This window comes from Streptococcus nidrosiense (assembly GCF_042140045.1).
Taxonomy (GTDB): domain Bacteria; phylum Bacillota; class Bacilli; order Lactobacillales; family Streptococcaceae; genus Streptococcus; species Streptococcus nidrosiense.
Genome location: NZ_CP152419.1, coordinates 223,987 through 245,513, shown reverse-complemented (window position 1 = coordinate 245,513; position 21,527 = coordinate 223,987). Strand labels below are relative to the sequence as shown.

Here is a 21,527-nt window from a genome sequence, read left to right as displayed (position 1 = left end):
GATTAAAATGTGAAAAAAGGAGATTCCTAATGGGACGTAAATGGGCCAATATCGTAGCTAAGAAGACAGCTAAAGATGGAGCTAACTCTAAAGTATATGCAAAATTTGGTGTAGAAATCTATGTAGCAGCTAAAAAAGGTGAACCAGATCCAGAATTAAACACTGCTTTGAAATTCGTTATCGATCGTGCCAAACAAGCGCAAGTGCCAAAACACGTTATTGATAAGGCTATCGATAAAGCAAAAGGAAACACAGACGAAACCTTTACAGAAGGTCGTTACGAAGGTTTCGGACCAAATGGTTCTATGTTGATCGTTGATACTTTGACTTCAAACGTTAACCGTACAGCTGCCAACGTGCGTGCTGCCTTTGGTAAAAACGGCGGAAATATGGGAGCTTCAGGTTCTGTATCTTATCTCTTTGACAACAAGGGTGTTATCGTATTTGCAGGTGACGATGCTGATGCTATCTTTGAACTCTTGCTTGAAGCAGATGTTGATGTAGATGATGTAGAAGCAGAAGAAGGAACAATCACTGTCTACACTGCACCAACTGACCTTCACAAGGCTATCGTTGCTTTGCGTGAGTCTGGTATTGAAGAATTCCAAGTAACTGAATTGGAAATGATTCCTCAATCAGAAGTTGAGTTGTCAGATGAAGATTTGGAAACATTTGAAAAACTCTACGGAGTCCTTGAAGACGACGAAGACGTACAAAAAATCTACACAAACGTAGATGGATTCTAAGAATAAAAATAACCCCTTTGAAAATTCAGTGTTTTCAAGGGGTTTGTTTATCCTGTGATGACAAAAGGGGCAGGAAAGAGACAAAAATTTCTTTTGCTCAAAACGTTATTAGTAATCTATAATTGTCCATAATCCAATGGATTGTGGAAATATCCTGGTGTTGGGATTTAGAAATCGAGACTTGGTCTACCGATTGCTATTCCCGGCACCTTTTTAGTTATGTTAAACTTTCACTCCAGAATCAGATTGTTCTTTTCGGTCCAGTCCGACAGCAAATTTACGGATTAGAAGAAACTGGCCATTTTCCTGCTTAACAAACGTGAGCACAACTGTCTTAGGATCTGAACTGATGGAGAGATAGGTGATTCTTTTTATTTCATAGTCTCCCATAACTGAATCTGTTTCTGAATCTGGGATTCCGTGTTTCCTGATAATATCTTTGTAGTTGCTGCCACCTTTCCCGCTATCAGAAGTATCACCTTCTACCAAGGCATCGAACTGTTCCTGACTCCAAGTGAAGAATTCAGTATCCTCCTCGTCATCTTCCTTGCCTATACTACTATCAGGAAGTTCACCATAATCCTCAGCATCAGTTGAAGAAGTGATGTTTCTATAGGGGTGACTAAAGGTTCTGGCGAAATCAGTAAAGATATTAGTAGATAGAACTTGAGTTATTAAAACAAGGACAATGGAAATAAGACCTAAGGTTGTTCCGATGATAGCCAATGTTTTACGGTTTCTGATATTGATGGCAATACCAAAAACTCCTAAAATCAAAGTGGCAATGGCAAGGAAAAATGATAGGATGTTGACGATAGGTATCCAAGAACCAAGAAGCGCCAGGGCTCCAAAGATGATGGCAAGGATTCCTAAGAGTTTCTGTTCTTTTTGTTTCATGTGTGAATTTCTCATTTCTAGTAAACTGGATTCGTATCTTTGTGAGATAGTGTTTATTATAGATAAAATAAGACCTAATGTCAATTTCTGCTTAGATAGTTCTCTAGGAAACTTTTTTCTTGACATTCTATTTGAAAATGATAAAATAGTTCTCATGAAAACCAATTGGTTCTCGTGAGAACTATTTATGTGTAAAAAGGAGCAATCATGGATAAGCCGATGTTAGCTTTTAAACGTTTTGGTCACCAGGTTCACCTTATGGTGCAAAAGGAAGCCAAGCGTTGTGGTATTGAATTTATGGGCGGACCGCAGGGGCAGGTCCTCCGTTTTTTAGATCGTCGTGAGCAGGATCAAGAATTGACACTTATAAAGGATATTGAACAAGAACTCAATATCACCAAGTCAGTTGCGAGTAACTTGGTTAAGCGAATGGTGCAAAATGGTTTGGTAGAGTTGGAGGCGAGTCCAAGTGATAAACGGGCAAAATTTGTTCATTTGACTGAAAAATCTCGCTCTCAAATGAAGCAGGTCAAGTCTTTCTTTGATCGAATTGACCGCAGTTTACTCGATGGAGTATCTGAGGAAAAACTAGCTATTTTTGAGGAAGTCATGGGTCGACTACAAGCCAATGTAGAAAAAATAGGAGGGGAAGATGAAGAAACTCGCTAAGCGTATCACAGGAAAAGAGTGGGGAATGATTCTCTTGACTGTTCTCTTTACCTGTTGCTCGGTCTATCTAGAGTTAGAAGTACCGACTTACGTTTCAAAAATAACAGAATTACTCGGAACGCCAGGTACGGAGCTAGGAGATCTTTGGTCACCAGCCATTAAGATGATAGGCTTGTCTCTACTTGCTTTCCTCTCATCCGTTACTGTTGGATTTTTTGCCGCTCGCGTTGCAGCGTCTTACACAACTCATTTACGAAGCGATATTTTTAATCGTGTTCTAGATTTCTCGCAGACAGAGATCAAACGTTTTTCAATCCCAAGTCTCTTGACTCGGACGACTAATGATATCACACAGGTTCAGATGCTTTTTACCATGGGACTCCAGGTGGTCACTCGTGGACCAATCATGGCTATCTGGGCCATTGGAAAAATCCTTGGGAAGTCTGAGTACTGGCTCTGGGCAGTAGTAATCGCTGTTATCGTCAATGTTTTGATGACAACTGTTCTCCTGACTCTGGCCTTTCCAAAACAATCTGTCATCCAAAAATTGACAGATAAACTCAATAGTATTACTCGTGAAAGTTTGACAGGGATTCGAGTGGTGCGTGCTTATAATGCCGAGGATTATCAAGACAAGAAATTCGAAGAAGCCAATGAGGAAGTCACTCGTCTTAATCTCTTTGTCAACCGTTTGATGGCGATTATGAATCCTATTATGATGGCGATTTCGAGTGGCTTGAGTCTAGCTATCTACTGGATTGGAGCCTATATCATCAACGATGCTAGCCTGACAGACCGTCTACCACTCTTTAGTGATATGGTGGTCTTCATGTCTTATGCCATGCAGGTCGTGATGGGCTTCTTGCTCATGAGTGCTCTCTTTTTCGTCCTTCCTCGTACCTTGGTTTCTGCAGGACGTATCAATCAGGTGCTAGACTTGCATTCTTCTATTGAAAATCCTAGTCAACCACAGACGGCAGATTCATCTGTAAAAGGTCAAGTGGAATTCCGTGATGTAACCTTCCGTTACTCTAAAAACTCAGAAGCGGTTGTGGAGCACGTCAGTTTCAAGGCAGAAGCTGGTCAAACCATTGCCTTTATCGGCTCAACTGGTTCTGGTAAATCTACACTTGTGAACCTCTTGCCTCGTTTTTATGATGTATCTGATGGGGAAATCCTAGTAGACGGTGTCAATGTGCAGGATTATGACTTGGAAGATTTGCGGAATAAAGTCGGCTATATCCCACAAAAAGCAGTCCTCTTTTCTGGAGATGTTAAGGGCAATCTCGACTTTGGTAAGAGTCAAGAAACGCCACTAAGTGAGACTGCCATGTGGCAAGCTTTGGAATTGGCTCAATCTAAGAATTTTATCGAGGATAAGGAAGCAGGTCTAGACTCCGAAGTGGCCCAAGGCGGTACCAACTTCTCAGGAGGACAAAGACAACGTTTGGCCATTGCACGCGCCTTGGCTCGTAAGCCAGAAATTCTCATTTTTGATGATTCATTCTCAGCCTTGGACTACAAGACAGACCGTATCTTACGCCAAGTATTAGCTGAAAAAACACAGTCTATGACCAAGTTGATCGTTGCCCAACGCATTTCAACTATCATGGACGCTGACTTGATCTTAGTCTTAGATCAGGGTAAAGTTGTGGGACAAGGCACCCACAAGGAACTTCTTGCAACCAACGAAGTTTATCAAGAAATTGCCTATTCACAACTATCGAAGGAGGAATTGGAACATGGAAAATAAGAAGATGTCCGTTTGGAAACAATACAAACCTTTTCTAGCAGGTCTCCAACTTCCTCTACTAGTTGCAGTTGTGGCTGCTGTATGTTCAAGTATTATCACTGTTTATGGACCAACTAAGATCAAAGAAATCACCAACTTGATTTCAGATGGTTTGGCTACAGAAATCGATTTGGTAGCTGTGTCTAGCATCGCCAGCTTTTTGGCTGTTTTGTATGTACTTGGTGCCATTCTCAACTATACGCAAGCCTATATTTTTTCAACGAGTATCCAACATTTTTCAAAACGAATGCGGACGGCCATTGCTGAAAAAATTAACCGTCTGCCACTTGCTTATTTTGACCGTCATTCTCAAGGAGACACCCTTTCTCGTGTGACCAATGACGTCGATACGGCGGCTCAGTCCCTCAACCAAAGTCTGGGAACGGTTCTCTCAGCTAGCTTTCTACTGATTGCTGTTTTGATTACCATGTTTGGCATGAACTGGATTTTGGCATTGGTAACAGTTGTTTCAACCCTTGTAGGTTTTGCTGCGGTTTCAGTGATTATGGCTAAGTCACAGGGTTACTTTAAAGCCCAGCAAAACAACCTAGCAGCTGTAAACGGTTATGTAGAAGAAATGTACTCTGGCCACAATGTGGTGACCAGCTATAATGCTGTGGATACCACTAAAGAAACATTCGCAGGCTTGAACCAGAATCTACATGATAGTATCTGGAAATCTCAGTTTATTTCAGGGATCATGATGCCCGCTATGTTCTTTGTCGGAAACTTTAGCTATGTTTTGGTTGTTATCGTCGGTGCTGCCTTGGCTCTTGAAGGCCATATCAGTATTGGGATTATCGTAGCCTTCATGGTTTATGTTCGTACCTTCTCACAACCCTTATCACAGATTGCACAAGGGATTACCAGCTTACAACAGGCTAGTGCAGCTATGACCCGTGTCTTTGAGTTTCTAGGAGAAGCTGAGATGGAAGACGAGTCTCATAAGGAAAGACAATTAACCGACATGAAGGGTCAAGTGGTCTTTGACAGAGTTGCCTTTGGCTATACTCCTGAAAAAACGATCATTCACGACTTTTCAGCGACAGCTCATGCAGGGCAAAAGGTTGCTATTGTTGGGCCGACTGGAGCTGGGAAAACTACCATAGTCAATCTCTTGATGAAATTTTATGAGATTGATAAGGGAAGCATTCGCATCGATGGTGTGGATACCAAGAATATGAAACGCTCGGAAGTGCATGATGCCTTTTCAATGGTCTTGCAGGATACCTGGCTCTTTGAAGGAACTATTCGAGACAATCTCATTTATAATCAAACTGGGATTAGTGAAGAGCGCGTGATTGAAGCAGCCAAAGCAGTAGGAATCCACCACTTTATCACAACCTTACCAGATGGCTACGATACTGTTTTGGATGATACAGTGACCTTGTCAGTCGGGCAGAAACAGCTCTTGACCATCGCTCGTGCCCTTTTCAAAGATTCTCCACTCTTGATTCTGGACGAAGCGACCTCTTCAGTCGATACACGTACAGAGGAGTTGATTCAGAAAGCCATGGACCGTTTGATGGAGGGACGCACATCCTTTGTTATTGCCCACCGCTTGTCAACGATCCGCAATGCTGACTTGATTCTGGTCATGAAGGACGGAAACATCATCGAGCAAGGCAATCATGAAGAGCTTATGGCTCAAGGTGGTTTCTATGCTGACCTCTACAATAGTCAATTTACAGAAGATGAAGTAGAAGAATAAAACCAAAGAAGGCTTGACGGCCTTCTTTTTCTGCACTATACTAGAATAGGAGGAGCTAGCAGGCTTCTTTTGTAAAAACTAGGAATAATGAGAAATACATGAAAAACTATCAAGAGTGGTATGATAAGAGGAAATCAAGTCTTCTTCGACATCCACAACTATTGCAATTGATGCGAGTTTTTAATCGCATAATGACAGTTCTGATGCCCCTAGCCTACATGGCCTTGTTGGGGACAAGCTTTATGAGCAAGGGATTGGGGAAAGAATTTGCCACCTATATCTTAGTGCCAGCTTCTGGCTTTGTCCTATTGACGCTAGTTCGTAAGTGGATCAATCAACCACGTCCTTATGAGACTTGGGAAATTGTACCGTTACTAGACAAGGATAGCCCTGGGAATTCAATGCCTAGTCGCCATGTCTTTTCGGCAACCATCATTTCCATGGCTTGCCTGCATGCAAATCTACCTGCAGGGTTGATGTTATTGGTCTTGTCAGCTTTTCTCGGTTTTGTGCGAGTCTTGGGTGGCGTTCATTATCCCAAGGATGTTTTAGTTGGCTACGCCTGTGGCCTTCTCTGGGGAATTCTCTTCTTTATTTTCTAAAAAGCAAAGCAAGTGGGTTTGGCCTCGTAACCACTTACGGGTCAAAAGTGACCACTTGCTTTTTTGCCCTTGTAAAGTTTTCTGGCCTTTGGTATAGTAGATGCAGAAAGGAGATAGGATGAAGTTACGAATCGAGATTGATAGTGAATTAACTGAGACAGAGATTGTCATCAAGGCTGCAGCCCTGACAGATGAAATAGCTGACTTGCAACGACTCTTGCAAGAAACCAAAGCTCCTAGGTTGATCTTTTACAAGGGGACGGGTGAGTACTACTTAGACTTGGCGGAAATTCTCTTTTTTGAGACAGAAGGTAGTAAAATCTATGCCCACACCCAGAAAGAAGCCTATGAGGTTCGACTCAAGCTTTATGAGTTAGAGTCCATCCTGCCCCGCTATTTCAGTCGGGTATCCAAGTCGACCATAGCCAATCTTCGGCAGGTCTACTCGGTGGACAAGTCCTTCTCAGGGACAGGCACTATTTCCTTTTATCAAACCCACAAGGAGGTTCACGTGTCACGGCACTACCAATCCCTCCTAAAAGAAAATCTAAGAAACATGAGGTAAGAATATGAAAAAGAAAGCATTTGGTATTGTGTTGCTAGTATTGGCAGCTTTAGTGTTATTGCAGGGGAATTTTGGTATTCCTTCACTTGAAGGGGAAATTTGGCCCTTGATCGGTATTGGATTTTTTGCCTATCAATCAGTTGAGGCAATCCTTCGTCGTCATTTCACTTCAGCCTCTTTTACAGCCCTAGTGGCCCTCATGATAGCCAATCATTTTTATGACATTTTACCGATTCCCAATCAGTCATTGTTCTGGGCAAGTATTTTAATCGTAATGGGTGTCAGCGCACTCACTCATTCTAACAGAACTTGGAATGGAAAAAAATGGTGGTATGACGGTGAAAAGACCATTCTGACAGACAAGGAAGTCGCTTTTGGGGCGGGTACATTTTACAAGCAAGACCAAGAATTGGTAGAAGATGAGTTTGAGGTCGGATTTGGGAATGCCAAGATTTATTATGACAATGCAGAGATGTTAGGTGATTTTGCTACTCTGAATATCGAAGTCGGTTTTGGGAATGCAGTTATCTACGTGCCCCAACACTGGAGAGTGGACCTGAAGGTGGAAACTTTTTGTGGTGCGGCCAAGGCAGATGCCCCTCTAGGACCAACCAGCAAAACTTTGATTATCCGTGGAGACGTAGCTTTTGGGAAATTAGAAGTTGTTTACGTTAAATAAAAAAATCTTCCAATCCCCTTGCCAAAAAAGAGAAAGTGTGATAACATAGTACAGTATGTGGTGCTAGCACATCCGCTATATTAGATCTAATAGGAGGAAAACACAAATGGCTAAAGTATGTTACTTTACAGGTCGTAAGACTGTATCAGGAAACAACCGTTCACACGCGATGAACCAAACAAAACGTGCCGTAAAACCAAACCTTCAAAAAGTTACTGTACTTATCGATGGTAAACCTAAAAAAGTTTGGGCTTCAGCTCGTGCTTTGAAATCAGGTAAAGTAGAACGCGTTTAATAAAGAGTAAAAGGCCATCAGGTCTTTTTCTTTTGCTCTTAGTTCAAAAAGCCTCGTCAAAGGAGCAAATATCCGCCGATACAGTATTCTGCTTTTACACTTGGCTTGAAATATGATAAAATAGAGTATCAACTAGTTGAGGTAGAAAAAATGACTGTAAAAATTAATACAAAAGATGGTCAAATCGAACTAACAGATGAAGTGATTGCTACCGTTGTAGGCGGTGCAGCAACTGAGATTTTTGGTGTGGTCGGTATGGCAAGTAAGAAAGCCCTCAAAGATAATTTCCAAGCCCTTCTTGGGAAGGAAAATTATTCTAAAGGTGTCGTTGTAAAAGCGGCCGAAGATGGTAGCATTGCAGTTGATGTATATACCGTGTTGAGCTACGGAACAAAAATCAGTGAAGTCTCAAAAAATATCCAAGAGCGTGTCCGTTTTAGTTTGGAAAACCAACTTGGTATTACTGCTCAAACTGTGAATGTCTACATTCAAAATATCAAAGTTGTAGGAGAATAATCGTGTCAAATATTACTACAAGCTTATTTCAAGAAATGGTACAGGCTGCATCTACTCGTTTGAACAAGCAAGCCGAATATGTCAACTCATTGAACGTCTTCCCAGTTCCAGATGGAGATACAGGAACAAACATGGGAATGACTATCGAAAATGGTGCCAAAGAAGTAGCAGACAAACCAGCTTCAACTGTTGGTGAGGCTGCAAGTATCTTGGCTAAAGGTCTTTTGATGGGTGCGCGTGGGAACTCAGGAGTTATCACTTCTCAGCTTTTCCGCGGATTCTCACAAGCTATCAAGACAAAAGAAGAGTTAACAGGGAAAGACCTAGCTCTTGCCTTCCAATCAGGTGTTGAAGTAGCCTACAAGGCTGTTATGAAGCCAGTTGAAGGAACTATCTTGACCGTATCACGTGGTGCTGCCATCGGTGCTAAGAAAAAAGCCGAGCAGACAGACGATGCCATTGAGGTTATGCGCGCTGCCTTGGAAGGAGCTAAAACAGCCCTTGCGAAGACTCCAGACATGCTTCCAGTATTGAAGGAAGTTGGAGTTGTAGACTCAGGTGGTCAAGGTTTGGTTTTCATCTATGAAGGTTTCCTTTCAGCTCTTACTGGTGAATATAGCGCTTCTGAGGACTTTGTTGCGACTCCAGCCAACATGAGTGAAATGATCAATGCTGAACACCACAAGTCTGTAGCTGGACATGTGGCAACAGAAGACATTACTTTTGGTTACTGTACTGAAATCATGGTTGCCCTCAAACAAGGCCCAACTTATGCTAAAGAGTTTGACTACGAAGAATTCCGTAACTACTTGAACGAACTTGGGGACTCATTGCTTGTTGTCAATGACGATGAAATCGTTAAAGTTCACGTCCATACAGAAGATCCAGGTCTTGTTATGCAAGAAGGTCTCAAATATGGTAGCTTGGTTAAGGTTAAAGTCGATAACATGCGTAACCAACACGAAGCACAAGTGGAAAAAGAAGCTAAAGTCAGCAAACCAGCTGAAGAAAAAGAATACGCCCTTATCGCAGTAGTAGCTGGACAAGGCTTGGCAGACATCTTCCGTGCTCAAGGTGTGGACTATGTCATCGAAGGTGGACAAACCATGAATCCTTCGACAGAAGACTTTATCAAGGCTGTAGAGCAAGTGAATGCTCGCAACATCATCTTTTTGCCAAACAACAAAAACATCTTTATGGCAGCTCAATCTGCAGCTGAAGTCTTAGAACAACCAGCAGTAGTGATAGAAGCTCGTACCCTTCCTCAAGGATTGACTAGTCTTCTTGCCTTCGATCCAAGCAAGTCTATCGAAGAAAATAAAGAACGCATGACTGCAGCTCTTGGTGATGTAGTCAGCGGTAGTGTAACAACAGCCGTTCGTGACACGACTATCGATGGTTTGGAAATTCATGAAAATGACAATCTGGGTATGGTAGATGGTAAAATCCTCGTATCAAACCCTGACATGCACCAAACTCTGACTGAAACTTTGAAACATATGTTGGATGAAGACAGTGAAATCGTAACCTTCTATATCGGTGAAGACGGAAGCGAAGAATTGGCTAACCAAATCGCCCAAGAAATCGCAGAAGAATTCGAAGATGTAGAAGTAGAAATCCACCAAGGTCAACAACCAGTTTACCCATATCTTTTCAGTGTGGAATAAGAATTAAATAGAAAACGAAAGAGATCGGGATTTTCCCGACCTTTTTTGATTTGGAAAGAATTCTATTTTCATAGCTGAGTAGACTTTTTGTGACATTTGTCATATCTCCTCATGACAGAAGCTTCTAGTGACACAACCTTCAAAGAATTATAATAGATGTATCAAATGGAGGAAGAAAAAATGAAACATAAAGTAATTATCGCAATGAGTTTAGTAGCAGCAGGAGTCATGACTTATCTCATGTTTTCAGGATTGGACGAAGGCTTCTATCATTTTCCTTGGGAGCTATTTGCAGGATTTGGCATGATGTCTTGGTTGATCCGAGAAGGTTTGAAATTGGTCTCAGATGTGAAAAAGGAGTTTGAAAAATGAAAAAAGCGATTCTCTATTTCTTTATTGGACTATCACTAGTGGTATGGTTGGTCGAAATGTTTACAGGTTGGTTTGACCAAGCCTTCCTTCACCAAGTCATTCGTGGTGCCTGGGGTCTAGGATTTATGATTTTTATCGCCTTTCCGATGGGGAAGGAGTGGTTGAAAGGAGAATATCATGAACATGATTAAGGTAGAAAGCCTAAATAAAAGCATTAAGAGCAAGGCTATATTGAAGGATATTTCCTTTGAGGTGGCTGAAGGCGAATGCGTCGCCTTGATTGGTCCAAATGGAGCCGGTAAGACAACACTCTTGGACTGTTTGCTTGGAGATAAACTGGTCACCAGCGGTCAAGTATCCATCCAAGGCTTGCCAGTGACGAGCTCTCAGTTAGACTACACAAGATCCTACCTCCCTCAAGAAAATGTCATCGTTCAGAAATTAAAGGTCAAAGAGTTGATTGCTTTCTTTCAAAGCATTTACCCAAATCCCTTGAGCAACCAGGAAATCGATCAACTACTGCAGTTTAACAAGCAACAAAAAGAACAATTCGCAGAAAAATTGTCAGGTGGGCAGAAGCGTCTCTTCTCTTTTGTCTTGGCCTTGATTGGCCGACCAAAGCTTGTCTTTTTAGATGAGCCAACTGCGGCCATGGATACCTCAACCCGTCAACGATTTTGGGAAATTGTCCAGGATCTAAAAGCGCAGGGAGTTACCATTCTCTATTCGTCCCATTATATCGAAGAGGTAGAGCATACTGCTGACCGGATTTTGGTCTTAAATAAGGGAGAGTTGATTCGTGATACAACACCTCTAGCCATGCGCAGTGAGGAGATTGAAAAACACTTTATCCTTCCTCTAGCCTACAAGGAAGTCGTTGAGCAGTCTAACTTGGTTGAAAATTGGTCACAAAAGCAAGATGCCCTGCAAGTAGTCACACGCGAAGCAGATGCTTTTTGGCAACTGTTAGTCCAGGCAGGCTGTAGGATACAAGAAATTGAAGTCAATAACCGTAGCTTGCTAGATACAATCTTTGAAGAAACACAAAAGGGAGATGACTAAGATGAAACGATTGATCGCACTAAACAAGATAGAATTTCTATTGACCAAACGACAATTAGTCTATTATCTATTATCCGTAGGAATGCCGACGGCCTTCTATTTATTCTTTTCAGGCATGTACCAGGATACACCAGATGGGCCAGCAAATTTTATGCGCGACTACCTTATCTCTATGACGGCCTTTTCCATGATGTCGACAGCTATGTTTTCATTCCCAGCTGTCTTACATACTGACAAGATCAACAACTGGCAGAAAACATTACGCCATACTCCAGTAAATATGGTAGAATATTATCTATCAAAGATAACAAGTATGATGGTTGATTATTTGGTTTCAATCTTGGTTGTTTTCTCAGTTGGGCACTTGGTCAGAGGTGTGGATATGACTTTAGGAAGCTGGATTGGGGCTGCGCTCTTGCTGATTGTAGGAAGTATAGCCTTTGTAGCGCTTGGCTTGACCTTGACACTCTTGCCGTCTAGTCAGCTGATGTCTGTCGTGGGCAATCTTCTCTATCTAGGCTTGGCTGTTTTAGGCGGGCTCTGGATGCCCATCTCTTTATTTCCAGACTGGATGCAAGCAATCGGTAAGTGCCTACCAACCTATCAGTTGATGGAGTTGCTCAAGGCCTTCTTAAACGAGGGTGGCATCAATTTATCAGCCACAGTTTATCTACTTGTTTTTTCAGCAGTTTTATTTGGTTTGACTATTTACCTTCAAGATCATAAGGAGAATGCTTAATGCTTGAAAGACTGAAAAGCATACACTATATGTTTTGGGCCAGTTTGATTTTTATGGTTTTTCCTATCCTCTCTGCAGTAGTTGGGGAGATTCCTAGCTGGCATTTACTAGTTGATATTCTATTTGTGGTGGCTTACTTAGGCGTTTTGACCACCAAGAGTCAGCGCTTATCCTGGCTCTTTTGGATTATCATGCTAGCCTATGTAGCTGGGAATACCGTCTTTATTTATGGCAACTATGTCTGGTTCTTCTTTTTCCTTGCCAATCTCTTGATTTATCATTTTAGAGTGCGTAGCCTACGTTCTCTTCATGTCTGGACTTTTCTCCTTGCTCAAGTTCTTGTTGTTGGACAACTCATGATGTTTCAGTCAGTCGAAACTGAGGTTGTAGCCTTTGAGCTTGGAATTCTTACTTTTGTCGATTTGATGACATTGGGCTTGGTTCGGATTCGCATTGTCGAGGATTTGAAAGAAGCTCAGGCCAAGCAAAATGCTCAGATAAATTTATTGCTTGCTGAAAATGAACGCAGTCGTATTGGTCAGGATTTGCATGATAGTCTGGGGCATACCTTTGCCATGCTGAGTGTCAAGACAGATTTAGCCTTGCAGTTATTTCAGATGCAGGCCTATCCACAGGTGGAGAAGGAATTAAAAGAAATTCACCAGATCAGCAAAGATTCCATGAATGAAGTGCGTACCATCGTGGAAAATCTGAAATCAAGGACCCTAGCTTCAGAGCTTGAGACTGTCAAAAAGATGCTGGAGATTGCTGGGATTGAAGTTGAGGTTGACAATCAATTGGACAAGGCTAGCCTGACCCAAGATATGGAGTCGACGGCTGCTATGATTTTATTAGAACTTGCGACCAATATCATCAAGCATGCCAGCGCTAATAAAGCCTATCTAAAACTGGAACGTACAGATCAGGAATTGGTCCTGACAGTCAGAGATGATGGGAAAGGTTTTGCAACTGTAAAAGGAAATGAACTCCATACAGTCCGTGACCGTGCAACAGCCTTCTCAGGTCAAGTAGAGCTGGTCAGCTTGAAACATCCAACAGAGGTGCGCGTGCATCTGCCTTATAAGGAGAGAAAGTAGATGAAAGTATTAGTCGCAGAAGATCAAAGTATGCTTAGAGACGCCATGTGCCAGCTCTTGAGCTTTCAGCCAGATGTGGAGACTGTCTTGCAGGCGAAAAATGGAGGCGAGGCTATTGAGGTTTTGGAGAAAGAAGCAGTAGATATTGCCATCCTTGACGTCGAAATGCCAGTCAAGACAGGACTCGAAGCACTTGAGTGGATCAAACAAGAAGTTCCTGAAACCAAGGTGGTTATCGTTACGACCTTTAAACGCCCAGGTTATTTTGAACGAGCGGTCAAAGCAGGAGTTGATGCCTATGTTTTGAAAGAACGGAGCATCGCTGAGCTCATGCAAACCCTACATACGGTGTTAGAGGGACGTAAGGAGTATTCTCCAGAGCTGATGGAAGTCATGATGACTCATCCCAATCCCTTGACCGAACAAGAAGTCGCTGTTTTACATGGAGTTGCCCAAGGCCTCTCCAACCAAGAAATTGCTGACAAGCTCTACCTCTCAAACGGTACCGTCCGTAATTACATGACCAATATCCTCTCCAAACTAGGCGCCAGCAACCGAACCGAAGCAGCCAAAACTGCCGAAGAAGAAGGCTGGTTGTGAGGAAGAGAAGTAAGAAAAAATCTCTTAGAAATGGATTCTAAGAGATTTTTGGTGTTATGTGATTATTAGTTCGTCTCACTCCGTGAGGTGCGAGACAAATAAACCACCCGCTATTGCGGGTGCGCATCGAAGGTTATACCCAAAAAACTCCAAACGCGATACAATAAGGGTGTTCAAGCCAATTGTAAAGCGAAAGGAGAAAACCATGGTACAAAAGTCTCACAGTTTATCACACACAAAGTGGATGTGTTCTATCACTTTGTGTTCACCCCTAAGTATAGACGAAAAGTCATTTATAATCAATATCGAAGTAGTTTAGGCGAAATATTTCATCGCTTGTGTAGTTATAAAGGAGTTGAAATTATCGAGGGTCACTTAATGCCAGACCATGTACATATGTTAGTAAGTATCCCACCAAGGATAAGTGTTCCTAGTTTCATGGGGTATTTAAAAGGTGAAAGTGCACTTATGATGATTGACAAACACGCCAACCTCAAGTACAAGTTTGGGAATCGGCATTTCTGGGCGGAAGGTTATTATGTTAGTGCAGTAGGGCTTAATGAAGCCACAATCAAGAAATATATTCAAGATTAAAGAAATTATCCAGTGGATGATTTCTTCACGAGTATAAAAATTTGAGAACGAGTAAAGCATGATATAGCACTAGATAAATTGAGTGTAAAAGAATATGAGGATCCCTTTAGGGATAGTGGTAAGTAATACTCACGCCTCTTTAAGAGGCAAGTGACGAGTCAAGAGCAATGAGGCTTGAACAAGGTGAAAGCCAGCGTCTTTAGGCGCTGGCTGGTAATTTGGGCTTATAGCCCTGGTGCAAACCACCCGTTAGACGGGGGGGTTGGATTGTTACCTTGAATGCTATACGTTAAAACGCCGTATGCCGAACGATACGTATGGTGGTGTGAGATGGGCGAGAAATCAACCCTTACTCGAAAGGTAGTATAGAAGTTTAAGCCTTATCTAATTGCAATAGTGCTTCAATCTCAGCCAGTGTGCTTGCTTGTGAGATAGCTCCACGAAGTTTAGCTGCACCTGATGTTCCACGGAGGTAGTGAGGAGCGAGTCCACGGAATTCACGGACCGCAACCTTTTCTCCCTTGAGGTTGATTAAGCGTTTCAAATGCTCGTAGGCGATGTTCATCTTATCTTCAAAGGTTAAATCAGGAAGGATTTCTCCAGTTTCAAAGTAGTGATTGATTTGATTGAAGAGGTAAGGATTTCCCATGGCTGCGCGTCCAATCATAACGGCATCAGCACCGACTTCTTCGATGCGTTGTTTAGCTTCTTGGACAGTGCGAATGTCACCGTTAGCGATAAATGGAATTTTTGTCAGAGCTTGTGCAACCTTGTGGAGAGTCTCCAAATCTGCATGCCCAGTGTACATTTGTTCACGAGTACGACCGTGCATAGCAAGAGCAGAGACACCTGCAGCTTCCGCAGCGAGGGCATTTTCCACAGCTAGAGATGGATCAGACCAGCCTGTACGCATTTTGACAGTGAGAGCGATATCAAGGACTGATTGAACTTTGTTAATAATAGAGTAGATCTTATCAGGGTCCTTGAGCCACATAGCGCCAGCTTCGTTTTTCACGATTTTGTTAACTGGACAGCCCATGTTGATATCCACAATATCGGTCTTGGTATTTTCTTGGATGAATTCTGCTGCGCGTGCTAGGCTATCTTCATCACTACCAAATAGTTGGATAGAGACTGGGTTTTCGCCTTCATCGATATGAAGCATGTGAAGAGTTTTTTCGTTGTTGTATTGGATACCTTTATCAGAGACCATTTCCATGACAACAAGGCCTGCCCCAAGTTCTTTAGCAATGGTGCGGAAGGCTGAGTTGGTTACACCAGCCATGGGTGCTAAAACGGTACGATTGGGAATCTCAACATTGCCAATCATAAAAGGTGTATTAAGATTTGTCACGAATGAGTTCCTCCAGATCATTTTCGTTAAAGTTGTAAGTTGTTTGACAGAATTGACAAGTGATTTCTGCCCCGTGATCTTGGTCCTTCATTTCCTGCAAGTCTGAGCTTGTGAGACTAGAAAGAGCCTTCATAAAGCGTTCTTTGCTGCAGTCACATTGGAAACGAATCTCTTCTTCAGACAAGCGTTTGTATGGATCGTCACCATAGATGGCTTTAAGAAGAGCTTCGATATGGTCGTCGCTTTCTAGAAGAGTTGAAATGGCAGGCATTTCTTGGATGCGTTTTTCAAAGCGAGCAATCTCTTCTTCCTTGGCTCCTGGCAAAACTTGAACAAGGAAACCGCCTGCTACTTTGACCTTGTCGTCTTCGTCCAAAAGGACATTGAGCCCAACTGCTGACGGAGTTTGCTGGCTTTCTGTCAAATAGAAGGCAAGATCTTCTCCGATTTCTCCAGAGATAAGCGGAGTCATAGAGTTATAAGGATTTCCAGTGCCGTAGTCTGTGATAACGAGAAATTGACCATTGCCGACAAAAGGTCCGACTAGAACTTCACCAGTTGCAGTCTTTTTGATGTCAACACCAGGATTTTGAACGTAACCTTTGACGATCCCCTTGGTATCAGCTACGGTGATGATGGCACCTAGAGAGCTAGTTCCAAGAACTTTAACCGTTAGCTTGGTATTTCCTTTTTCATTGGCTGCGAGAATCTGGCTGGCGATAAGGGTGCGACCAAGTGCTACAGTTGAGCTAGCTTGGGTTTGATGTTTTTCTTGAGCAGTGCGGACGGTTTCAGTGCTATCAAGAACATAAGCACGAAAAGCCCCGCTTTCTGATATAGTTTTAATAATTTTATCCATAGCTACTATTTTAGCATAAAAATGCCCAAAGGGGGAGTGGGGTGTCTACTATCGTTTTAAAGTGATCTATTTACATCAGTGAAATTATGAAGAAATAACAAAAATAGGCTAAAATGTGCTTTTTAAAAATGGTAAACAGTTGAAAATGAAGAGACTAAAGTGGTAAAATGGGAACAAGAAAAAATAGTAAGTGTATATTTGCATAAAATTATTGAAAATTTACAAAAAGAAGTTAATTATGGATAAAAAGAAACCAATTTATGTTTTTTTAGGGCAAACGGTCCTGTATTTTATTGTTCTACTTGGTTTGCTTTACTTTTTTAGTTACCTAGGACAAAGTCAGGGAAGCTTTATTTACAATGAATTTTAGTTTAAAGGAGAAAAATCATCGTGTCTAATAAGCCGATAAAAGATATGATTGAAGCGATTGAATATTTCGCCCAAACTCAACCTACCTTTCCAGTATACAATGTCTTAGGGCAAGAGCACACTTATGGTGATTTAAAGGCTGATTCAGATAGTTTGGCTGCAACCATTGATCAGCTAGGATTACCTGAAAAATCTCCAGTAGTCGTTTTTGGTGGTCAGGAGTATGAAATGTTGGCTACCTTTGTAGCTCTGACTAAGTCAGGACATGCCTATATCCCAATTGATAGCCATTCGGCCTTGGAGCGCGTGTCTGCCATTCTTGAAGTGGCTGAGCCAAGCTTGATCATTGCTATTTCAGAGTTTCCAATCGAAACCCCAGCTGCTCCAATCATGTCCTTGGAGCAGGTGCGTGAAGCTTATGCGGCTCAAAAAGCTTATGATTTGCAGCATCCGGTCAAGGGGGATGATAACTATTACATCATCTTTACATCAGGGACAACTGGAAAACCAAAAGGGGTGCAAATTTCGCATGATAATTTGCTCAGCTTTACCAACTGGATGATTACGGACAAGGAATTTGCGACGCCAGATCGTCCACAAATGTTGGCGCAACCACCCTATTCTTTTGACTTGTCTGTCATGTACTGGGCACCGACCTTGGCTCTTGGAGGAACGCTTTTTGCCCTCCCATCAGCCATTACTCAAGACTTTAAGCAGCTCTTTGCGACTATCTTTTCACTTCCAATTTCTATCTGGACTTCAACACCATCTTTTGCAGATATGGCCATGTTGTCTGAAGATTTCAATGCTGAAAAGATGCCAGGCATTACCCATTTTTACTTTGATGGGGAAGAGTTGACAGTTAAAACTGCTCAGAAATTGCGCGAGCGTTTTCCAAATGCGCGTATCATCAATGCTTACGGTCCAACGGAAGCAACAGTTGCTTTGTCAGCAGTTGCTGTTACAGATGAGATGTTGGTAACCTTGAAACGTCTTCCGATTGGTTACACGAAACCTGATTCACCAACCTTTATCATCGATGAAGAGGGCAATAAACTGCCAAATGGTGAGCAAGGTGAGATTATCGTGTCTGGACCGGCTGTTTCAAAAGGTTATATGAATAATCCTGAGAAAACAGCAGAAGCTTTCTTCGAATTTGAAGGTTTGCCAGCCTACCACACTGGAGATGTCGGAACTATGACAGATGAAGGTCTTCTTCTTTACGGTGGACGGATGGACTTTCAGATCAAGTTTAATGGCTATCGTATTGAACTAGAGGATGTCTCTCAAAACTTGAACAAATCCAAGTACGTTGAATCTGCTGTTGCGGTACCGCGCTATAATAAAGATCACAAGGTTCAAAATCTCTTGGCCTACGTTATCTTAAAAGATGGGGTCAAAGAACAATTTGAGCGCGAAATTGATATCACGAAAGCTATCAAGGAAGACTTGGAAGATATTATGATGTCTTACATGATGCCATCTAAGTTTCTTTACAGAGAGGAATTGCCACTGACTCCAAATGGCAAGATTGACATCAAAGGATTGATTAACGAGGTGAATAATAGATGATGGATTTCCTGAAACAGCTGCCTCATATTGAGCCGTATGGGAATCCGCAGTACTTTTTGTACGTGATTACTGCTACCTTGCCAATCTTTATCGGTCTTTTTTTCAAAAAACGCTTTGCTTGGTATGAAATACTGGTTAGTCTGTTCTTTATCGTTACCATGTTGACGGGTGGCAAGACCAATCAATTGGCTGCCTTAGGGATATATCTAATCTGGCAAATCTTGTTGGTTCTTTTTTACAAGCAGTATCGAAAAATTCGAGATGGCAAATGGATTTTCTATCTCGTTAGTCTGTTATCTTTACTTCCAATTATATTTGTAAAGGCGCAAACAGCCATTAATGGAACACAATCCTTGCTGGGTTTTATCGGAATTTCTTATTTGACCTTTCGTTCGGTGGGTACTATCATCGAACTCAGAGATGGAGTCATTAAGGATTTGAAGATGTGGGAGTATTTGCGTTTTCTTCTCTTTATGCCGACATTTTCAAGTGGTCCTATTGATCGTTTCAAACGTTTTAATGAAAATTATCAGACGATACCAGAGCGCGATGAGTTGATGGATATGCTAGCTGAATCCGTTCGGTATATCATGTGGGGATTTCTGTATAAATTTATCCTAGCTCATATTTTAGGCGAGATTTTATTACCACCGCTAAAGAATTTAGCTTTACAAACAGGTGGCGTCTTTAACTATTATGTAGTGGCCATCATGTACACATTTGGTTTAGAACTCTTCTTTGACTTTGCAGGTTACTCTATGTTTGCTATAGCTATTTCAAATCTGATGGGAATTCGTAGTCCGATTAACTTCAACAAACCTTTCTTGTCAAGAGATTTGAAAGAGTTTTGGAATCGCTGGCACATGAGTTTATCCTTCTGGTTTCGTGACTTTGTATTTATGCGCATGGTCATGGTGATGACGAGAAAGAAGCTTTTTAAGAATCGAAATGTGACTTCAAGTGTCGCCTATATCCTGAACATGCTCCTTATGGGGTTCTGGCATGGGATAACTTGGTTTTACATTGTCTATGGACTCTTTCATGGGCTAGGTTTAGTGATTAATGATGCTTGGGTTCGAAAGAAAAAAACGCTCAATAAAGAACGTAAGAAAGCAGGGCAAGCTCCCTTGCCTGAGAATCGCTGGGTTCAGTTGCTTGGCATGGTTATAACCTTCCATGTCGTGATGATTTCATTCTTAATCTTCTCTGGATTTTTGAATGATTTATGGTTTAAAAAATAAAAGGAGTTAAAAAATGGATATCAAATCAGAAGTTATTGAAATTATTGATGAATTGTTTATGGAAGATGTTTCTGACATGATGGATGAGGATCTTTTTGATGCAGGTGTCTTGGATAGTATGGGAACAGTTGAATTAATCGTGGAAATCGAAAATCGCTTTGACATTCGTGTCCCAGTTACAGAATTTGGTCGTGATGACTGGAATACAGCTAATAAAATCATAGCAGGAATTACGGAGTTAAAGAATGCTTAAACGTTTGTGGTTAATCTTTGGCCCTTTGCTTCTTGCTAGTTTTCTTGTCTTCTTACTGATCTTTTTTTATCCAAACAACCCTAGTCATAATTTGACTGAAGAAAAATATTCTGCAGCAGCGATTAGTTCGGAGAGCTTTAAAGAGAGAAGCCAAAAAGTGAGAGCCTTTACGGAACCCAATATGCGCTTTATTCCTTTTTTTGGCTCAAGTGAGTGGATTCGTTTTGATAGCATGCATCCTGCGGTCTTGGCGGAGAAGTATAGTCGCCCCTACCGGCCTTACTTTTTAGGACAAGCAGGAGCAGCCTCTCTTAATCAGTATTTCGGTCTGCAGCAAATCTTACCAGAAATCGAGGAAAAACAGGCGGTATTTGTCATTTCGCCTCAGTGGTTTACAGAGGAGGACTATGAACCAGCATTCTTCCAAAACTACTTTAACAACGATCAGTTGACAGCCTTTCTAGAAAATCAATCGGGAGATATAGCAGCTAAACATGCAGCTAAACGTCTCTTAAAGCAAAATCCTGGAGTCTCTATGAAGGGGATCGTCGAGAAGCTGTCAAAGGGTGAGGAATTGTCAGAGATCGACCATGCTATTATCAAGGCTTTTGCGCGTTTTAATGAGCGTCAGGCCTCTCTATTTGGGCAATTTTCCATTCGAGGAAAACTCAAGTACAAGGAACACGTGGAGAACTATTTAAAAGATCTTCCGGATCAATTTTCTTATGAAGAGTTAGAAAAAATTGCTCGAAAGGATGCAGAAGCCAATACCAGTAACAATGATATGGGAATTGAAAATCAATTTTATAAGACCCAGGTGAAAGACTACCTCGAGAAATATAAGGGCTATCAAAAGAATTATAATTTCCTCAAGTCCTCTGAGTACAATGATTTGCAGTTGGTCCTTAATCAATTTGCCAAATCAAAGGTCAATGTGCTCTTTGTTATTCAGCCTGTCAATAAAAAATGGATGGCCCATACAGAGCTCAGCGAGGAAATGTATCAACATGCTGTGGAAAAAATTCGTTACCAGATAGAAAGTCAAGGTTTCACCAACATTGCTGACTTTTCTAAAAAAGGCGGAGATCCCTACTTTGTCAAGGACACCATTCACATTGGTTGGTTAGGCTGGTTGGCGTTTGATAAGGTTGTAAATCCTTTTTTGAGCAATCCAACAACAGCACCTAATTACCAAATGAATGATCGCTTCTTTAGCCAAGATTGGGCGGATTACGATGGTAACATTAAAGATTTTCAATAATAATATAGAAAAGAG

Annotated in this window: 24 protein-coding genes and 1 pseudogene; 22 read left to right on the top strand and 3 right to left on the bottom strand. The window is 41.7% G+C overall.

What is annotated here, in order from left to right:
• Window positions 1-29 precede the first annotated feature (29 nt).
• Entirely contained in the window at window positions 30-746 is a 717-nt protein-coding gene (locus tag AAFQ93_RS01165) for a YebC/PmpR family DNA-binding transcriptional regulator (RefSeq protein ID WP_223140278.1), read from the top strand.
• A 222-nt stretch (window positions 747-968) separates the two neighbouring features.
• Here the strand turns inward: AAFQ93_RS01165 and AAFQ93_RS01160 are convergent, their stop codons facing one another.
• A complete protein-coding gene (locus AAFQ93_RS01160; protein ID WP_375555395.1) occupies window positions 969-1,643 on the bottom strand; it encodes a CD20-like domain-containing protein in 675 nt (224 codons plus the stop codon).
• Window positions 1,644-1,850: 207 nt separating this feature from the next.
• On the opposite strand from AAFQ93_RS01160, the gene AAFQ93_RS01155 reads away from it, so the two are divergent.
• The 16 genes and pseudogenes from AAFQ93_RS01155 to tnpA all read left to right on the top strand — a co-directional run bounded on the left by AAFQ93_RS01155 (window position 1,851) and on the right by tnpA (window position 14,729).
• Complete coding sequence (locus AAFQ93_RS01155; protein ID WP_223140276.1) at window positions 1,851-2,312, top strand: MarR family winged helix-turn-helix transcriptional regulator; 462 nt, start codon at window positions 1,851-1,853, stop codon at window positions 2,310-2,312.
• Window positions 2,296-4,065 (top strand): ABC transporter ATP-binding protein, encoded by a 1,770-nt coding sequence (locus AAFQ93_RS01150; RefSeq protein WP_375555394.1) that lies wholly within the window; start codon window positions 2,296-2,298, stop codon window positions 4,063-4,065. Before AAFQ93_RS01155 ends, AAFQ93_RS01150 begins: the two co-directional genes overlap by 17 nt.
• Complete coding sequence (locus tag AAFQ93_RS01145) at window positions 4,055-5,815, top strand: ABC transporter ATP-binding protein (RefSeq protein WP_223140274.1); 1,761 nt, start codon at window positions 4,055-4,057, stop codon at window positions 5,813-5,815. The genes AAFQ93_RS01150 and AAFQ93_RS01145 overlap by 11 nt, the downstream gene beginning before the upstream one ends.
• A gap of 98 nt (window positions 5,816-5,913) precedes the next feature.
• Window positions 5,914-6,417 carry a phosphatase PAP2 family protein gene (locus AAFQ93_RS01140; RefSeq protein WP_223140273.1) on the top strand — a complete coding sequence of 168 codons (504 nt, stop codon included), beginning with the start codon at window positions 5,914-5,916 and terminating at the stop codon, window positions 6,415-6,417.
• 118 nt (window positions 6,418-6,535) lie between these two features.
• On the top strand, window positions 6,536-6,982 hold the full coding sequence (locus AAFQ93_RS01135; protein ID WP_006155797.1) for a LytTR family DNA-binding domain-containing protein: 447 nt from the start codon (window positions 6,536-6,538) through the stop codon (window positions 6,980-6,982).
• A 4-nt stretch (window positions 6,983-6,986) separates the two neighbouring features.
• Window positions 6,987-7,661: a LiaF transmembrane domain-containing protein gene (locus tag AAFQ93_RS01130; protein ID WP_223140272.1), complete on the top strand. Its 675-nt coding sequence runs from the start codon at window positions 6,987-6,989 to the stop codon at window positions 7,659-7,661.
• 106 nt (window positions 7,662-7,767) lie between these two features.
• Window positions 7,768-7,956 carry a 50S ribosomal protein L28 gene (rpmB, locus tag AAFQ93_RS01125; protein WP_001140948.1) on the top strand — a complete coding sequence of 63 codons (189 nt, stop codon included), beginning with the start codon at window positions 7,768-7,770 and terminating at the stop codon, window positions 7,954-7,956.
• Between the two features lie 150 nt (window positions 7,957-8,106).
• A complete protein-coding gene (locus AAFQ93_RS01120) occupies window positions 8,107-8,472 on the top strand; it encodes an Asp23/Gls24 family envelope stress response protein (protein WP_000216431.1) in 366 nt (121 codons plus the stop codon).
• Between the two features lie 2 nt (window positions 8,473-8,474).
• The gene (locus AAFQ93_RS01115) at window positions 8,475-10,139 is read left to right on the top strand and encodes a DAK2 domain-containing protein (RefSeq protein ID WP_223140271.1); all 1,665 of its coding nucleotides are present in this window, start codon (window positions 8,475-8,477) and stop codon (window positions 10,137-10,139) included.
• Between the two features lie 165 nt (window positions 10,140-10,304).
• Window positions 10,305-10,511, top strand: a complete 207-nt coding sequence (locus tag AAFQ93_RS01110; RefSeq protein ID WP_025171227.1) for a hypothetical protein — start codon at window positions 10,305-10,307, stop codon at window positions 10,509-10,511.
• Window positions 10,508-10,702: a hypothetical protein gene (locus AAFQ93_RS01105; protein WP_223140270.1), complete on the top strand. Its 195-nt coding sequence runs from the start codon at window positions 10,508-10,510 to the stop codon at window positions 10,700-10,702. The genes AAFQ93_RS01110 and AAFQ93_RS01105 overlap by 4 nt, the downstream gene beginning before the upstream one ends.
• On the top strand, window positions 10,689-11,573 hold the full coding sequence (locus AAFQ93_RS01100) for an ABC transporter ATP-binding protein (RefSeq protein WP_045762603.1): 885 nt from the start codon (window positions 10,689-10,691) through the stop codon (window positions 11,571-11,573). The genes AAFQ93_RS01105 and AAFQ93_RS01100 overlap by 14 nt, the downstream gene beginning before the upstream one ends.
• 1 nt (window position 11,574) lies before the next feature.
• Complete coding sequence (locus AAFQ93_RS01095; protein WP_223140269.1) at window positions 11,575-12,312, top strand: ABC transporter permease; 738 nt, start codon at window positions 11,575-11,577, stop codon at window positions 12,310-12,312.
• Window positions 12,312-13,409 (top strand): sensor histidine kinase, encoded by a 1,098-nt coding sequence (locus AAFQ93_RS01090; RefSeq protein ID WP_223140268.1) that lies wholly within the window; start codon window positions 12,312-12,314, stop codon window positions 13,407-13,409. The genes AAFQ93_RS01095 and AAFQ93_RS01090 overlap by 1 nt, the downstream gene beginning before the upstream one ends.
• Complete coding sequence (locus AAFQ93_RS01085) at window positions 13,410-14,009, top strand: response regulator transcription factor (protein WP_223140267.1); 600 nt, start codon at window positions 13,410-13,412, stop codon at window positions 14,007-14,009.
• Between the two features lie 205 nt (window positions 14,010-14,214).
• Window positions 14,215-14,729 (top strand): annotated as a pseudogene (gene tnpA / locus AAFQ93_RS01080) (IS200/IS605 family transposase).
• A gap of 247 nt (window positions 14,730-14,976) precedes the next feature.
• Here tnpA and dusB read toward each other — a convergent pair.
• Together dusB and hslO are read right to left on the bottom strand one after the other, a co-directional pair.
• Entirely contained in the window at window positions 14,977-15,957 is a 981-nt protein-coding gene (gene dusB, locus AAFQ93_RS01075; RefSeq protein ID WP_375555393.1) for a tRNA dihydrouridine synthase DusB, read from the bottom strand.
• Window positions 15,944-16,816, bottom strand: coding sequence for an Hsp33 family molecular chaperone HslO (gene hslO / locus AAFQ93_RS01070; RefSeq protein ID WP_375555392.1), 873 nt, complete (start codon window positions 16,814-16,816; stop codon window positions 15,944-15,946). The genes dusB and hslO overlap by 14 nt, the downstream gene beginning before the upstream one ends.
• A 238-nt stretch (window positions 16,817-17,054) precedes the next feature.
• Here hslO and AAFQ93_RS01065 point away from each other — a divergent pair, with 238 nt between their 5' ends.
• Genes AAFQ93_RS01065 through dltD form a run of 5 tightly spaced genes read left to right on the top strand, consistent with a single transcriptional unit; the run spans window position 17,055 to window position 21,512 of the window.
• Window positions 17,055-17,186, top strand: coding sequence for a teichoic acid D-Ala incorporation-associated protein DltX (locus AAFQ93_RS01065; RefSeq protein ID WP_000358457.1), 132 nt, complete (start codon window positions 17,055-17,057; stop codon window positions 17,184-17,186).
• A 20-nt stretch (window positions 17,187-17,206) separates the two neighbouring features.
• Window positions 17,207-18,757: a D-alanine--poly(phosphoribitol) ligase subunit DltA gene (dltA, locus tag AAFQ93_RS01060; RefSeq protein WP_375555391.1), complete on the top strand. Its 1,551-nt coding sequence runs from the start codon at window positions 17,207-17,209 to the stop codon at window positions 18,755-18,757.
• The gene (dltB, locus tag AAFQ93_RS01055; RefSeq protein ID WP_375555390.1) at window positions 18,754-19,998 is read left to right on the top strand and encodes a D-alanyl-lipoteichoic acid biosynthesis protein DltB; all 1,245 of its coding nucleotides are present in this window, start codon (window positions 18,754-18,756) and stop codon (window positions 19,996-19,998) included. Before dltA ends, dltB begins: the two co-directional genes overlap by 4 nt.
• 13 nt (window positions 19,999-20,011) lie before the next feature.
• The gene (gene dltC, locus AAFQ93_RS01050) at window positions 20,012-20,251 is read left to right on the top strand and encodes a D-alanine--poly(phosphoribitol) ligase subunit DltC (RefSeq protein WP_075227755.1); all 240 of its coding nucleotides are present in this window, start codon (window positions 20,012-20,014) and stop codon (window positions 20,249-20,251) included.
• Window positions 20,244-21,512, top strand: a complete 1,269-nt coding sequence (dltD, locus tag AAFQ93_RS01045) for a D-alanyl-lipoteichoic acid biosynthesis protein DltD (RefSeq protein ID WP_375555389.1) — start codon at window positions 20,244-20,246, stop codon at window positions 21,510-21,512. The genes dltC and dltD overlap by 8 nt, the downstream gene beginning before the upstream one ends.
• Window positions 21,513-21,527: the final 15 nt, after the last annotated feature.

Excerpts from the sequence above, each read along its gene's own strand:
- AAFQ93_RS01090 (WP_223140268.1), top strand. The coding sequence starts at position 12,312 with ATGCTTGAAAGACTGAAAAGCATACACTATATGTTTTGGGCCAGTTTG.
- AAFQ93_RS01120 (WP_000216431.1), top strand. The coding sequence starts at position 8,107 with ATGACTGTAAAAATTAATACAAAAGATGGTCAAATCGAACTAACAGAT.
- AAFQ93_RS01155 (WP_223140276.1), top strand. The coding sequence starts at position 1,851 with ATGGATAAGCCGATGTTAGCTTTTAAACGTTTTGGTCACCAGGTTCAC.
- AAFQ93_RS01085 (WP_223140267.1), top strand. The coding sequence starts at position 13,410 with ATGAAAGTATTAGTCGCAGAAGATCAAAGTATGCTTAGAGACGCCATG.
- hslO (WP_375555392.1), bottom strand. The coding sequence starts at position 16,816 with ATGGATAAAATTATTAAAACTATATCAGAAAGCGGGGCTTTTCGTGCT.
- dltD (WP_375555389.1), top strand. The coding sequence starts at position 20,244 with ATGCTTAAACGTTTGTGGTTAATCTTTGGCCCTTTGCTTCTTGCTAGT.
- AAFQ93_RS01160 (WP_375555395.1), bottom strand. The coding sequence starts at position 1,643 with ATGAAACAAAAAGAACAGAAACTCTTAGGAATCCTTGCCATCATCTTT.
- AAFQ93_RS01130 (WP_223140272.1), top strand. The coding sequence starts at position 6,987 with ATGAAAAAGAAAGCATTTGGTATTGTGTTGCTAGTATTGGCAGCTTTA.
- dltB (WP_375555390.1), top strand. The coding sequence starts at position 18,754 with ATGATGGATTTCCTGAAACAGCTGCCTCATATTGAGCCGTATGGGAAT.
- AAFQ93_RS01150 (WP_375555394.1), top strand. The coding sequence starts at position 2,296 with ATGAAGAAACTCGCTAAGCGTATCACAGGAAAAGAGTGGGGAATGATT.
- AAFQ93_RS01135 (WP_006155797.1), top strand. The coding sequence starts at position 6,536 with ATGAAGTTACGAATCGAGATTGATAGTGAATTAACTGAGACAGAGATT.
- dltC (WP_075227755.1), top strand. The coding sequence starts at position 20,012 with ATGGATATCAAATCAGAAGTTATTGAAATTATTGATGAATTGTTTATG.
- AAFQ93_RS01100 (WP_045762603.1), top strand. The coding sequence starts at position 10,689 with ATGAACATGATTAAGGTAGAAAGCCTAAATAAAAGCATTAAGAGCAAG.
- AAFQ93_RS01140 (WP_223140273.1), top strand. The coding sequence starts at position 5,914 with ATGAAAAACTATCAAGAGTGGTATGATAAGAGGAAATCAAGTCTTCTT.
- AAFQ93_RS01095 (WP_223140269.1), top strand. The coding sequence starts at position 11,575 with ATGAAACGATTGATCGCACTAAACAAGATAGAATTTCTATTGACCAAA.
- rpmB (WP_001140948.1), top strand. The coding sequence starts at position 7,768 with ATGGCTAAAGTATGTTACTTTACAGGTCGTAAGACTGTATCAGGAAAC.
- AAFQ93_RS01145 (WP_223140274.1), top strand. The coding sequence starts at position 4,055 with ATGGAAAATAAGAAGATGTCCGTTTGGAAACAATACAAACCTTTTCTA.
- AAFQ93_RS01105 (WP_223140270.1), top strand. The coding sequence starts at position 10,508 with ATGAAAAAAGCGATTCTCTATTTCTTTATTGGACTATCACTAGTGGTA.
- AAFQ93_RS01165 (WP_223140278.1), top strand. The coding sequence starts at position 30 with ATGGGACGTAAATGGGCCAATATCGTAGCTAAGAAGACAGCTAAAGAT.
- AAFQ93_RS01065 (WP_000358457.1), top strand. The coding sequence starts at position 17,055 with ATGGATAAAAAGAAACCAATTTATGTTTTTTTAGGGCAAACGGTCCTG.
- AAFQ93_RS01110 (WP_025171227.1), top strand. The coding sequence starts at position 10,305 with ATGGAGGAAGAAAAAATGAAACATAAAGTAATTATCGCAATGAGTTTA.